The organism is Methyloversatilis sp. RAC08 (genome assembly GCF_001713355.1).
Lineage (GTDB): Bacteria > Pseudomonadota > Gammaproteobacteria > Burkholderiales > Rhodocyclaceae > Methyloversatilis.
In genome coordinates, this window is the sequence record NZ_CP016448.1 from 2,892,137 (window position 1) to 2,905,342 (window position 13,206).

Genomic DNA, 13,206 nt, shown 5'->3' on the forward strand with positions numbered 1-13,206 from the left:
ACGCGACGTGCGTCCATATCCGCAATCGGGAGACCGTTCATGACCATGGACCTGAGCCAGTTCTACCAGGTGTTCTTCGAAGAGGCCGCGGAACACCTGTCGAACATGGAACAGATGCTGCTCGACATCGATCTCGACAGCATCGATGACGAAGAGATGAATGCGATCTTCCGCGCCGCCCACTCGATCAAGGGCAGCGCCGGCACCTTCGGCTTCAACGACCTCGCGCAGGTCACGCACGAGCTCGAAACCCTGCTCGATCGCGTGCGCAAGCACGAAGTCGTCATGACGCCTGCCATGGTCAATGCGTCACTCGAAGCCGGCGATCTGCTGCGCGATCTGGTGGCGGCACACCGTGGCATCGGCGACGCCGATCTGCAGCGTGTGGCGCAGGTATGCGCCGCGCTCAAGGCCCTGTACTCCGAGGCAGTTGAGCCGGCAGGCGCGCCCGATGCAGCAACGCCGCCGCCAGACGAATCAACCTTCCGCTTCAGCTTTCTGCTCTCTTCCGACCAGGCCGACGTAGCCGGCGTGATCGAGAACCTTGCTCGCGAGGCCGGGGCACTCGGTCGCCGCCTGCTTGACCTTTCCCTGGGAGCGGACGGGCGCTGGCACGGCGTGTTCGAGGGGCGAGTCGACGCTGAGGCACTGCGCGAGCTGGTCGATTTCGTCGCGGTCTCCGACAGCTTCGCGATGACCGTACCGGACGCCGATGCCGATGCCGACGATGCTTACGGCTTGTTCGATGCAATGCCCGAATCATCGGTCGAGGGGGATGCCGCGTGGGGTCTGTTCGACGAGGCGTCGCCGGTCGCGGCAAACGCGGTCGATGACAGTTTCGGATTGTTCGACGCCGTTCCCGTTGCGCTGACAGCCGACAACGACCAGGCGGGCGATCCCTCCTACGGTTTCTTCGATCCGCCGCCTGCCGCGCAGGCTGTCATCGACACGCCGGGCGAGGCTGCGGGATTGTCGATCGTGTCACCGGTCGCCGCAACGCCGGTGGAGTCTGCAGTCAATGCACCGGTAGAGGCATCGAGCGACTCCCCCAAGGCTGCAGCGCCGCGTAATGCGAAGCCCGCCGCAGCAGCCGAGACGTCGATACGCGTCGGCGTGGACAAGGTCGACCAGATCATCAATCTGGTCGGCGAACTCGTGATCACGCAGGCCATGCTGATGTCGGCCGCGTCGAAACTCGACCCGGTCGAGTTCGAACGCCTGATGAGCGGCGTGCAGCAGCTCGAACGCAATACGCGCGACCTGCAGGAATCGGTGATGTCGATCCGCATGCTGCCGATGTCCACCGTGTTCTCGCGCTTTCCGCGCGTCGTGCGCGACCTGTCGCAGAAGCTGGGCAAGAAGGTCAGGCTCGTACTGGCGGGTGAATCGACCGAACTCGACAAGGGGCTGATCGAACGCATCGCCGATCCGCTGACCCATCTCGTGCGCAACAGTCTTGACCATGGTGTCGAGACGCCCGAGGTAAGGGCGGCGCGCGGCAAGCCGGAAGAAGGCACGATCACGCTGAAGGCCTCACATCAGGGCGGCAACATCGTCATCGAAGTCGGTGATGACGGTGCCGGCCTCAGTCGTGACCGCATCCTGTCCAAGGCGCGTGAGCGCGGGCTGGCGGTGAGCGATTCGATGACTGACCAGGACGTGTGGGCGCTGATCTTCGAACCGGGTTTCTCGACCGCCGATCAGGTGACCGAGGTGTCGGGGCGCGGCGTCGGCATGGATGTCGTCAAGCGAAACATTTCGGCGATGGGTGGCCGCGTCGACATCGATCGATGACCGGCGTCGGCACGCGCATGACGGTACGTCTGCCGCTGACGCTCGCCATCCTCGACGGCATGTCGGTGGCCGTCGGCGACGAAACCTACATCATCCCGCTGAACTACGTTGTCGAGTCGCTTCAGCCGGCTGCCGACATGATCAAGAGCATCGGTGGCATGCCTCGCCTGGTACAGGTGCGCAACGAGTTTCTGAACATCCTGACGCTGCGCGATGCCTTCGGCCTGGCCGGCGGAACGACCGATCTGGAGCGCGGCATTCTTGTCGTGCTCGAATCCGACGGCGACAAGATTGCATTGTTCGTCGATGCCCTGGTCGGCCAGCACCAGGTCGTCATCAAGAGCCTGGAAGCCAATTACCGCAAGGTGGTGGGCATCTCCGGTGCAACCATCATGGGCGACGGGCACGTCGGACTGATCCTTGACGTGCAGGCGCTGGTCGAAACGGCCCGCGTCGGCATGGCGGTGGCCGCTTAGGCGGTCGTCGCAGAGCCTTCGCTTCCAGCGTCGCCGTTCACGACGTCGTCCAGTGCTTTCCGGCTGCCTCCGGTGCGGAGCCGTCCGGTCGCATCGACGCCTGATACCGCACATCAGTTTGCAAACAAGCTTGCTTTCAGGCGCTGCGCGTCCTCAAGGCAGGCAGGGTTCCAGCCGATATAGCAAAAGTGATAGACGCTGCGGAGCACGCAATGACCCAACTGGCGCGATCAGCGCACCCGAAACAAAGCGGTACCGTCGATGGCGGTTACTCCCAGGAATTCCTGACCTTCACGCTCGGTGGTGAAGAATACGCCATCGACATTCTCAAGGTGCAGGAGATCCGTGGCTACGATGCGGTCACAGGCATTGCCCACTCCCCGCCTTTCATCAAGGGCGTCATCAATCTGCGCGGCATCATCGTTCCGATCGTCGATCTGCGGATCAAGTTCGGTGTCGGTGTCGTCGACTACACACCCTTTACCGTCACGATCATCCTGAATGTCGGCGGTCGAGTCGTCGGCATCGTGGTCGATGCCGTGTCCGACGTGCTGTCGCTCGATCCTGCGCAACTGTGCGAGCCGCCGGAATTCGCTTCCAGCCTGGATACCCGCTACATCCAGTCCCTCGGCTCGATCGATGACCGCATGCTCATCGTTGTCGATATCGAAAAGCTGATGCTTTCGGCCGACATGGCGCTTGTCGAAAACCCTCTGCACTGAAAATCAAAATGTCAAAGACATCGATTATTTCGTCTGGCTCCAGCAACCTGACCGTGCAGCGCCGGCTCATGATGATGGTTACCGTGACGCTTGCGGCTTTCGTTGCGCTTGCCGCAATACTGCTGTTCGCGATGCGCGACAACATGCTGGATGACCGCAAGAGCGCAGCGCGCTTTGCGGTCGAGTCCGCCTGGGGTGTGATCGAATCCTTCGAAAAGCGCGCCGCGTCCGGCGAGCTTACGCAGGACGAGGCGCGCCGGCAGGCCATCGCGACGCTGCGCACCCTGCGCTACAACGGCGAGGACTATTTCTGGATCAATGACTTCGGTCCGCGCATGGTGATGCACCCGACCAAGCCGGAACTGGAAGGCAAGGATCTGGGCGGCTCCAAGGATCCGAGCGGCAAGGCCCTGTTTCTCGAAATGGTGGCTGTCGCCAAGGCCGAAGGAGCCGGCTTCGTCGACTACATGTGGCCCCGACCCGGCTCGACGGAACCCGTGGCCAAGGTTTCGTATGTACGTGCTTTCGCGCCCTGGGGCTGGATCGTTGGCTCCGGTATCTATGTGGATGAGGTCGATGCGCTGATTCTCGACCAGGCCTTGTGGGTGGTCCTCGGCGTGATGGTCGTTGCGCTTGCGATCGGCGTGCCGAGCATACGGCTCGGGCGCAGCATCGCGTCGCGGCTGCGTGACGCCGGACGCCATGCCGATGCGATCTCGACAGGCATGCTGGACCGGTCGATCGACGCCGGTGCGCTGGACGAGATCGGCCACCTGCTGCAGGCGCTCGACAAGATGCGCGCCGACCTGAAGCAGCGCACTGAGCTTGATCATGCGGTGTCCGCCGAGAACCTGCGCGTCCGCACCGCACTCGATTTCGTGAGCCGCAACGTGCGCATCGCCGATTCGGATGGCAACGTGATCTACGCCAACCGCACCATGATGAAGACGCTGCGCGAGATCGAGGGTGATGTCAGGGCGAGCGTTCCGTCGTTCTCGGTGGACCGCATCATCGGCAGCAACGTCGCCTCGCTGTGCAACAACCCCGCATTCGTCCGCAGGTCCGAACAGGTCGGCACTGTGCAGCACAGCGAACTGGTCATCGGGTCACGCACCTTCGACGTCGTCACCACGCCCATCCTTGATGACGCCGGACAGCGCATCGGGCTGGTCGCTGAATGGACCGAGCGCACGCAGGAACTTGTCGTTGAGCGTGAGGTGGAAAGCATGATCTCGGCCGCCGTCAGCGGCGACTTCACCCACCGCATCGATGTCCACGGCAAGCAGGGCTTCTTCAAGTCGCTGGCCGTCAGCATGAATGAGCTGGTCGCGGTCGTGGCCGGCGGCCTCGAAGACACGGCTCGCGTACTGAATGCCATTTCGCGCGGTGTGCTGACCGAAAAGATCGAGCGCGATTACGCGGGCACGTTCGGTCGTCTGAAGGAAGACACGAACACGACGGTGGACAAGCTGCGCGAGGTGATAGGGCGGATCAAGGAATCGAGCGAGTCGATCAACACGGCGGCGCGGGAGATCGCGGCGGGTAATTCGGATCTGAGTTCGCGCACGGAAGAGCAGGCGAGTTCGCTGGAGGAGACGGCCAGTTCGATGGAAGAGCTGAACGCGACGGTGAAGCAGAACGCGGAAAGTGCTTTGAAGGCGAACGAGCTGGGTCGTCAGAGCAACGAGGCGGTGATGCGCGGAGCGGAGACGGTCAAGCGTGTGGTGAGCACGATGAGCGACATCCAGGATTCGAGCCGCAAGATCGCGGACATCATCGGCGTGATCGATTCGATCGCGTTCCAGACGAACATTCTGGCGCTCAATGCGGCGGTGGAAGCGGCGCGAGCGGGCGAGCAGGGCCGGGGCTTTGCGGTGGTGGCGAGCGAGGTGAGGAATCTTGCGCAGCGCAGCGCGCAGGCGGCCAAGGAGATCAAGGGGCTGATCGCCGACTCGGTGGAGCGGGTCGACGGGGGCGCGAAGCTGGTTGCCGAGGCGGGGGCGACGATGGAGCAGGTGGTCGACAGCTTCCGGCAGGTGACGGGGCTGGTGACGGACATCGCATCGGCGAGCCAGGAGCAGGCGAGCGGGATATCGCAGGTGACGCAGGCGGTGAGCCAGATGGATGGCGTGACGCAGCAGAACGCGGCGCTGGTGGAAGAGGCGGCGGCGGCGGCGGAAAGTCTGGAAGAGCAGGCGCGCTCGCTGATGCGAGCGGTGGGCCAGTTCAGGCTGGACGAGGGCAGCGGTCGCGGTGGGGTGGCGTTCGACGGGGCATCGCTGACGCAGCGCGAGGCGGCGAACAGCGAGCCGGTGCTGCCGCGTTCGCGCGGTGGCGCACTGGGCAAGGTGAGGCGGGTTCAGCCGGCCGCCGCAGCAGCGGTCGACGAGGAAGAGTGGGAAGAGTTCTGACCCACCCGGCCGCAAGCAGAAAACATTTTCAGCAGCACAGCTTCTGGAGAGACTAATGAGGATGAACTCGCCGGTTACCCAGCGTGAGATCGAGGTGACGGAACGCCACAACATCGTGTCGCGTACCGACCTCAAGGGTCAGATCGTCTATGTGAATCAAGACTTCCTTGAAATCAGCGGCTTCGAGGAATCAGAACTGATCGGTCAGCCGCACAACATCCTGCGCCACCCGGACATGCCGAAGGAAGCCTTCGAAGACATGTGGCGCTGCCTGAAGGCTGAACGCCCGTGGACCGGTATGGTGAAGAATCGCTGCAAGAACGGCGATCATTACTGGGTCGTGGCAAACGCCGCGCCGCTTCTGCAGGACGGAATCGTCATCGGCTACATGTCGGTCCGGACCAGGGCCAGCCGCGAACAGATTGCCCAGGCGGAAGCGGCCTATCGAGCCTTCCGCGAGGGCCGTGCGCACGGACTGACGATTCGCGATGGTGTCGTGGTGAAGACCGGCTGGCTCGCACCCGGTCGCATCGCCGGATTGAGCATCCGCGCCCGGCTGTTCGCCATCGTTGCCTTTCTCGGTCTGACGATGATTGCAGTGGCGGCAGTCGGCCTGCTCGAATTGAGCCGCAGCGCAGCCACGCTTGAGGTGACCTACAAGGACCGCGTACAGCCGACTCAGCAACTGAAGACGGTTGCGGACTTTTATGCGGTCAACATCGTGGATACCGCGCACAAGCTCCGCAATGGCAACATTGATTTCACCGAAGCGGCTCGAAACATCGAACAGGCTCGCGCCAAGATCGCGACGAACTGGAGCGCGTATCTGTCGAGCGAAATGACCGCCGAAGAGCAGAAGCTCATCGATGAGGCGAAGCCGTTGATGGCTACGGCCGACGCCTCGATCGAAAAGCTTGATGGCATCGTCCGTGCGAAGGACATGGCAGCGCTCGTCAGCTACAGCGTGAACGACTTGTATCCGGTCATCGATCCGATCTCGGGCAAGGTCAGCGAACTGGTTGAACTGCAGATCCGCGTCGCCGGCGCAGAGATCGAGCGTGTGCGTGCCGATGCATCCTCGGCTTTCGTCGTGATATCGACGATGCTGGCCGTGGGTATTGTCATGGCGGGATTCGGTGCCTGGCTGCTGCTGCGTTCCATTCTGTCGCCGATCGTACAGGTTCGGGCGAATGTGCGCCGCATGGCGGAAGGACACCTCGATGTTGCAATCGACACTACTCGACGCGACGAAATGGTAGCCATCCTCGACGCGACGAAGATGATGAAGATCAAGCTGGGCGCCGACATGGCGGAGGCAAGACGTGTCGCCAACGAAAACCTGCGTGTCCGCGAGGCACTCGACAGCGTCACGACGAATGTCCGGATCGCCGACAACAACGGTCGCGTCATCTACGCCAACAAGACCCTGCTCGACACATTGCGCCGCACCGAAACCGAAATCCGCAAGAAGGTGCCGACGTTCTCGGCCGAGCGTTTCATCGGCAGCGACATTACGGTGTTCTACGACGATCCGGACGCTGCACGCCGTCGTCTGGCGGGTCTGTCGGCCACGGTGCAGAGCGAAATCGTCATTGGCGGGCGCCTGTACCGGCTGACCACCAGCCCGATCGTCAACGAAGCTGGGCAGCGTCTCGGTTCGGTCGGCGAATGGCTCGATCGCACCGACGAGGACGCGATCGAAAAGGAAGTGACCGATCTCGTGCAGTCAGCGGGTCGGGGTGACTTCGGCAAGCGACTGTCGGCGGACGGCAAGCAGGGCTTCTTCAAGGCGCTGTCCGACGGGCTCAACGGGCTCGTGGTTAAGGTGTCCGACAGCCTGACCGATCTCGCATCGGTACTCGACGCCATGGCACAGGGTGATCTGAGCCGCAAGATCGAGCGCGATTACGAGGGCACGTTCGGTCGTCTGAAGGAAGACACGAACACGACGGTGGACAAGCTGCGCGAGGTGATAGGGCGGATCAAGGAATCGAGCGAGTCGATCAACACGGCGGCGCGGGAGATCGCGGCGGGTAACAGCGACCTGAGTTCGCGCACGGAAGAGCAGGCGAGTTCGCTGGAGGAGACGGCCAGTTCGATGGAAGAGCTGAACGCGACGGTGAAGCAGAACGCGGAAAGTGCGCTGAAGGCGAACGAGCTGGGCCGTCAGAGCAACGAGGCGGTGATGCGCGGCGCGGAGACGGTCAAGCGTGTGGTGAGCACGATGAGCGACATCCAGGATTCGAGCCGCAAGATCGCGGACATCATCGGCGTGATCGATTCGATCGCGTTCCAGACGAACATTCTGGCGCTCAATGCGGCGGTGGAAGCGGCGCGAGCGGGCGAGCAGGGCCGGGGCTTTGCGGTGGTGGCGAGCGAGGTGAGGAATCTTGCGCAGCGCAGCGCGCAGGCGGCCAAGGAGATCAAGGGGCTGATCGCCGACTCGGTGGAGCGGGTCGACGGGGGCGCGAAGCTGGTTGCCGAGGCGGGGGCGACGATGGAGCAGGTGGTCGACAGCTTCCGTCAGGTGACGGGGCTGGTGACGGACATCGCATCGGCGAGCCAGGAGCAGGCGAGCGGGATATCGCAGGTGACGCAGGCGGTGAGCCAGATGGATGGCGTGACGCAGCAGAACGCGGCACTGGTGGAAGAGGCGGCGGCGGCGGCGGAAAGTCTGGAAGAGCAGGCGCGCTCGCTGATGCGAGCGGTGGGCCAGTTCAGGCTGGACGAGGGCAGCGGTCGCGGTGGGGTGGCGTTCGACGGGGTATCGCTGACGCAGCGCGAGGCGGCGAACAGCGAGCCGGTGCTGCCGCGCTCGCGCGGTGGCGCGCTGGGCAAGGTGAGGCGGGTTCAGCCGGCCACTTCCGCAGCCGTTGACGAGGAATGGGAAGAGTTCTGAAGAACCGGGTGACCGCCGGCACACAAGAGTTCAAAAGATGCGCTCGTGCGCATTCCCGCAATCAGAACTGAATAGAAAACCATGGAACTCTGTATGAAGCAATTCGCGGTTGTGATCACGGCGGCACTTTGCGTGTCGGTATTCGCCCCGGCAATGGCCGCTGACCTGCAGGCCCAGAAGGATCTGTACCGCAGGCCGCAGGTGATTCCGTTCCCGGCCGACAATCCGTACACGATCGAGAAGGCGGCGCTGGGCAAGATGCTTTTCTTCGAAGCCCGTCTGTCACGCGACAACAATCTGAGCTGTGTGAGTTGCCACAATCCATCGTTCGGCTGGCAGGTTCCTTTCGCCAAGGCGATCGGTGCGGGCGGAAAGCCGCTGACGCGCAAATCGCCGACGACGATCAATCACGCATGGGGCAACACCTTCTTCTGGGATGGCCGCGCAGGGAGCCTCGAAGCCCAGGCGCGCGGGCCGATCGAGGCGCCGGCCGAAATGGACCTTCCGATGTCCGTCGCCGTCAAGCGGCTGAATGAAATCGAAGGCTACAGGCTCGCCTTCCAGAAGGCATTTCCGGACACGGGCCTGACCGAAGACAGTGTGCTCAAGGCCCTCGCAACCTACGAACGCACCATCGTGACCGGCGATACGCCGTTTGATCGCTGGGTGCGCGGCGACGAGAAAGCCATTTCGGCGTCGGCGATCCGCGGCTTTGCCTTGTTCAACGGCAAGGCGCGCTGCGCAACCTGTCATTCCGGATGGAATTTTTCGGACGAGAAATTCCACGATATCGGTCTTCGTTCTGCGGACACCGGACGCGGCGGCGTCACTGGCAACCCGGGCGACATGCACGCCACCCGGACACCCGGGCTGCGGGAAATCGTCGCGCGCGCGCCGTACATGCACGACGGCAGCCTGGACACTCTGGAAGGTGTGCTCGCGCACTACATCTCGGGTGGCATGGCCAGACCCACGCGCTCGCCGTTGATGCAACCGCTGCAGCTGGACGGAGAAGAGTTCGCCGATCTGCTGAGCTTCATGCGCACCCTGAGCAGCCCGGGCAATGTCGTTGCCATGCCCAACCTTCCGGCCCGCTGAACCTCAAGAAGAAACGAGATACACAATGAGCTTCTTCAAACAAGGCGCCTACCTGATCGGTGCGCTGCTTGCCCTGCTGGTACTCCAGGGAGGCCAGTCGTTATGGCAGGCGCGCCAGCTTGGCGAATCGGCCACCCAGATCGCAGTGACCGCCTCCCTTGCGACGCGCTCGCGTGTCCTGTGGGATGAGTTCCGTACCGCTGAAGATCAGCTGCGGCAGGCGCTGTCGCTGACCGACGTGTCCGCATCGGACGATGCGCGCAGTGCATTTCAGGCGCGCACCGGTGCCATGCGAAGCCTGCTCGCAGACATGTCGCAACAGGACACCAGCGGCGATGCGGTCAAGCTGAGTGAGGGCTTTGAACGCTGGAGCGCGCTGGCGCAGCCCCACCTCTCTTCATCGGGGCTGACCGCCCTGGCCAGTTACGAGGAACTCGACCGCGCCCGCGAAGCACTTGCAGCAGGCATCAACAGCTATGCCACATCCAAAACCGCCGCGGCGGAAGGCCTCGCGACCGACAGTCGCGATACGGTCACCGCTGCGCTGCTCTGGATATCCATCGAGTTGCTTGTCGGCCTGGGCGCCGGCATCGCCCTGGGACGTTTCGCCATCCGCAAGCTGCGCAATGAACTGGGAGGTGAGCCGCGGGAAGTTGCAGACATGGCACGTCGCGTTGCCAAGGGTGACCTGAGCAGTTCCCTGTCTGTCATGGCGGGCGCAGAGCACAGCGTCGCTGCGGCAATGAATTCGATGCAGACCCGACTGCAGGCCTTTGTCGCCGAACAGTCGCTGATGGCTCGCGCACACGAAGGGGGGGCGCTCGAACACGCCATGGATGTCGGCAAGTTCGAGGGCGTGTACAGAGACATGGCCCGTTCGACCAACGAACTTGTGCGCGCGCACATCGATGTGCAGATGCGCATGGTTCAGGTGATGAAGGTGTACGCATCTGGAGATTTTTCGATCGCCATGGATCGCCTGCCCGGCGAGCGCGCCCGCATCACCGAGGCGATGGATGCCGTGCGCACCAACCTGCTTGCCGTCAATCAGGAAATCGACGTGCTGGTGCAGGCCGCGGCACGCGGCGACTTTTCGGCGCGCGGCAATGCGGCAAATTACGAGCATCGCTTCCGCGAAATGGTCGAAGGCCTGAATACGCTGATGCAGACGGCACAGGGTGGTCTGTCGGAAGTGGCGCGCGTGCTGAGTGCCTTGTCGCGCGGTGACCTTTCGGAGCGCATCAGCAACGAGTACGAGGGCACCTTCGGTCAGCTTAAGGATGACGCGAACACGACTGTCGACGCACTGACCCGAATGGTGGGGCAGATCAGGGTTTCCGCCAGTGCCATCACGAGCGCGTCGAAGGAAATCGCAAGCGGCAATTCCGAGCTTTCCGAAAGGACCGACACCCAGGCCGCCAATCTGGAGGCAACCGCCAGTTCGATGGAAGAACTGACATCGACGGTCAGGCAGAACGCCGAGAGCGCCATGCAGGCCAATCAGCTTGTGGTCGGCGCATCGAATGTGGCCGTACGCGGCGGTGAGGTGGTGCAACAGGTAGTGCAGACCATGGGTGAAATCTCGGACAGCAGCGAACGCATCGCCGACATCATTTCGGTGATCGACGGCATTGCATTCCAGACCAATATTCTGGCGCTCAACGCGGCAGTGGAGGCCGCGCGGGCCGGCGAACAGGGTCGGGGATTCGCCGTGGTGGCGTCGGAAGTCCGGAATCTTGCCCAGCGCAGTGCTGCGGCGGCGAAGGAGATCAAGGCGCTCATTTCTGACTCCGTCGGCAAGGTGCAATCAGGCAGTCGCCTGGTGGGTGAGGCGGGCCAGACGATGGAGGAAATCGTCGGTTCGGTGAAGCGTGTCACGACCATCATGGCCGAGATCACGGCGGCGTCCGTCGAGCAGAGCAGCGGCATCGAGCGGGTCAATCTCGCCATCACGCAGATGGACGGCGTGACCCAGCAGAACGCGCGCCTTGTGAAGGAAGAAGCGGTTGCGGCAAGCAGCCTGGAAGAACAGTCGGCAGCGCTGATGCGGGCTGTCGGGCAGTTCAAGCTCGATGCCGCCGCAGGCAAGGGCGATGGGCGAATCGCCATGCCTGACCGCGACGCCGCGAACAGCATGCAGGTGCGTACTCGCTCGAAGGTCGCGGGCTTGCCGGGAAAGGCAAAGCGGGCACAGGCCTCGGCCGCGCTGCGCGCCGACGAGGCGGAGTGGGCGGAGTTCTGAGCAAGCGCGCGTGGCTAGACCGCGCGTCCGCATGACATCAACCGAGAGGTCGGCATCGTGATTCAGGCAGGCAGGAATGCAGCAAGTGCAGTCGAAGTGACCCGGCAACTGGCGGATTCAAGGTCGCTGACCGGCGGAACGCGCGAGTTTTCCTTCACGCGCGACGATTTCGACCGCATCGCAAAACTGATACACCAGCATGCCGGCATTTCGCTGTCGCCGATCAAGTTCGACATGGTCTACAGCCGGTTGGCACGCAGGCTTCGTGCCACGGGTGATGCGACCTTCGCTGACTATCTGAAGCGGCTGGAGCGTAATGATCACACCGAGTGGGAAACCTTCGTCAATTCACTGACGACCAACCTCACGTCATTCTTCCGCGAAGCGCATCACTTCGACCTGCTGAAGGAACATCTGACCCGGCTCGGCAAGCCGACGGCCCGCATCTGGTGCAGCGCAGCCTCCACCGGAGAGGAGCCGTACTCGCTGGCCATCACGTGCTGCGAACTGTACGGTTCGATGAACCCGCCGGTGGAAATCATTGCGACGGACATCGATACCCAGGTGCTGGCGCAGGCCCAGGCCGGTGTCTATACCGAAGACCGTATCGAAAAGCTGTCGCCCGAACTGGTGCGCAAGTATTTCCTGCGTGGAACCGGCGCTCGCGCCGGCGAGGTGCGAGTGCGCCCCGAACTGCAGAAGCTCATCCGTTTCACCCGCGTCAACCTGCTCGAGCCGAACTGGCCGATTCGCGGGCCGCTCGAGGCGATCTTCTGCCGCAACGTGATGATCTATTTCGACAAGCCGACGCAGTACGCCATCCTGAAGCGTTTCGTCCCGCTGCTGCGCCCGGAAGGGCTCATGTACGCCGGGCATTCGGAAAGCTTTTCGCACGCAGTCGATCTGTTCCGCAATCTCGGAAGGACGGTTTATGGTCGTGCTGACGGCGGTCGATAGTCGCGGTCCTTCCCTGATCGAACACCAGTCGACGCAGCGCTATTTCGACAGCAAATTTTCGCGCGAGGCGGTGAAGATCCTGCCCGGCGAATTTTTCGTGACGACACGCGACATGCTGCTGGTGACGGTTCTGGGTTCGTGCGTAGCCGCCTGCATCCGCGACCCGGAACGCGGCATCGGTGGCATGAATCATTTCATGCTGCCCGACGGCGGCACCGAGGCGACCAGTCGTTCGGCGCGCTACGGCGGGTATGCGATGGAACTGCTGGTCAATGAACTGATCAAGTCGGGTGCCCGGCGCTCGGCGCTCGAAGCCAAGGTGTTCGGCGGCGGGCGCGTGATGGCGTCGCTGTCTAGCGCCAATGTCGGCGAGCGCAATTCGTCCTTCGTGCTCGATTACCTTAAGCAGGAAGGCATTCCGGTCATCGCGCAGGACCTGCAGGAACAGCACGCGCGCAAGATCTACTTCTTTCCGCGTGTCGGTCGGGTGCTGGTGAAGAAGCTCGCACGCGTCAATAACGATACGCTGGCGCGGCGCGAGCGCGAGTATCAGGAGCGGCTTGCACGCACGGATGCGTCGGGCGATATCGAGCTGTTCTCGTGACCG

General features: G+C 63.0%; 7 protein-coding genes and 1 pseudogene. All 8 read left to right on the top strand.

Annotation, left to right across the window (positions count from 1 at the left end):
- Positions 1-39 precede the first annotated feature (39 nt).
- The 8 genes and pseudogenes from BSY238_RS13290 to cheD all read left to right on the top strand — a co-directional run bounded on the left by BSY238_RS13290 (position 40) and on the right by cheD (position 13,203).
- A pseudogene (locus tag BSY238_RS13290) lies at positions 40-2,270 on the top strand (chemotaxis protein CheW).
- 212 nt (positions 2,271-2,482) lie between these two features.
- Complete coding sequence (locus tag BSY238_RS13295) at positions 2,483-2,992, top strand: chemotaxis protein CheW (protein WP_069039564.1); 510 nt, start codon at positions 2,483-2,485, stop codon at positions 2,990-2,992.
- A gap of 8 nt (positions 2,993-3,000) precedes the next feature.
- Positions 3,001-5,403, top strand: a complete 2,403-nt coding sequence (locus BSY238_RS13300) for a methyl-accepting chemotaxis protein (protein WP_069039565.1) — start codon at positions 3,001-3,003, stop codon at positions 5,401-5,403.
- Positions 5,404-5,458: 55 nt separating this feature from the next.
- Positions 5,459-8,302: a methyl-accepting chemotaxis protein gene (locus BSY238_RS13305; protein WP_083224046.1), complete on the top strand. Its 2,844-nt coding sequence runs from the start codon at positions 5,459-5,461 to the stop codon at positions 8,300-8,302.
- 93 nt (positions 8,303-8,395) lie between these two features.
- On the top strand, positions 8,396-9,400 hold the full coding sequence (locus BSY238_RS13310; protein WP_069039566.1) for a cytochrome-c peroxidase: 1,005 nt from the start codon (positions 8,396-8,398) through the stop codon (positions 9,398-9,400).
- A 25-nt stretch (positions 9,401-9,425) separates the two neighbouring features.
- Positions 9,426-11,642 carry a methyl-accepting chemotaxis protein gene (locus BSY238_RS18545; protein WP_069039567.1) on the top strand — a complete coding sequence of 739 codons (2,217 nt, stop codon included), beginning with the start codon at positions 9,426-9,428 and terminating at the stop codon, positions 11,640-11,642.
- Between the two features lie 96 nt (positions 11,643-11,738).
- Positions 11,739-12,599, top strand: a complete 861-nt coding sequence (locus tag BSY238_RS13320) for a CheR family methyltransferase (RefSeq protein ID WP_069039568.1) — start codon at positions 11,739-11,741, stop codon at positions 12,597-12,599.
- Positions 12,574-13,203: a chemoreceptor glutamine deamidase CheD gene (cheD, locus tag BSY238_RS13325; RefSeq protein ID WP_069040680.1), complete on the top strand. Its 630-nt coding sequence runs from the start codon at positions 12,574-12,576 to the stop codon at positions 13,201-13,203. Before BSY238_RS13320 ends, cheD begins: the two co-directional genes overlap by 26 nt.
- Positions 13,204-13,206: the final 3 nt, after the last annotated feature.

Bases quoted from the DNA above. Each gene is read 5' to 3' on its own strand.
- BSY238_RS13295 (WP_069039564.1), top strand. From the start codon at position 2,483: ATGACCCAACTGGCGCGATCAGCGCACCCGAAACAAAGCGGTACCGTC.
- BSY238_RS13300 (WP_069039565.1), top strand. From the start codon at position 3,001: ATGTCAAAGACATCGATTATTTCGTCTGGCTCCAGCAACCTGACCGTG.
- BSY238_RS13305 (WP_083224046.1), top strand. From the start codon at position 5,459: ATGAGGATGAACTCGCCGGTTACCCAGCGTGAGATCGAGGTGACGGAA.
- BSY238_RS13310 (WP_069039566.1), top strand. From the start codon at position 8,396: ATGAAGCAATTCGCGGTTGTGATCACGGCGGCACTTTGCGTGTCGGTA.
- BSY238_RS18545 (WP_069039567.1), top strand. From the start codon at position 9,426: ATGAGCTTCTTCAAACAAGGCGCCTACCTGATCGGTGCGCTGCTTGCC.
- cheD (WP_069040680.1), top strand. From the start codon at position 12,574: ATGGTCGTGCTGACGGCGGTCGATAGTCGCGGTCCTTCCCTGATCGAA.